Source organism: Streptomyces sp. SID12501 (genome assembly GCF_010550245.1).
Taxonomy (GTDB): domain Bacteria; phylum Actinomycetota; class Actinomycetes; order Streptomycetales; family Streptomycetaceae; genus Streptomyces.
The window spans coordinates 1-413 of record NZ_JAAGLU010000847.1 but is presented as its reverse complement, the minus strand read 5'-3'; the positions used below and the strand labels follow the sequence as shown (position 1 = coordinate 413).

General features: G+C 69.2%; 1 protein-coding gene. It reads right to left on the bottom strand.

The genetic code is table 11. The features are described from left to right. Positions 1–413 (bottom strand): glycosyltransferase family 4 protein (locus tag G3I71_RS48780; RefSeq protein WP_164325418.1); only part of this gene is annotated, 413 nt, incomplete at both ends.

Below are 413 nucleotides of genomic sequence, written 5' to 3'. Positions count from 1 at the left end.
CGCGAGCCGCGCAAGCGTGCGCATCGCCGCGTTCGAGTCACCCACGCGGGTGCGGTACGCCAGGTCCATGCGGGACAAGGGAGAACCGTCGTCCACGAGCCCCCAGACCGGCACGCCCGACGCGAGGTAGTCGGAGACCTTCGACGGGAGGAAGGGGTTGACGAGGAGGCCGGCGCCCCGGTTGACGTCGTCCGCGAGGAGGACGTCGAACTGCCGCAGCGCGGGCAGGAAGTCGGCGTAGCTCAAGTAGGGCAACGAGTGGACGCTGCCGGCCACGCCGAGCGCCGCCGCGCGGGCACCCACGTCATCGACGTGGTTGCTGAAGACGTGCAGCCGGATCGTGCGCTGGACGTCGATGTCGCTGTTGGCGAGGCCGACGAACACCTCGTCGAGACCTCTGTTGTCGTAGAAGC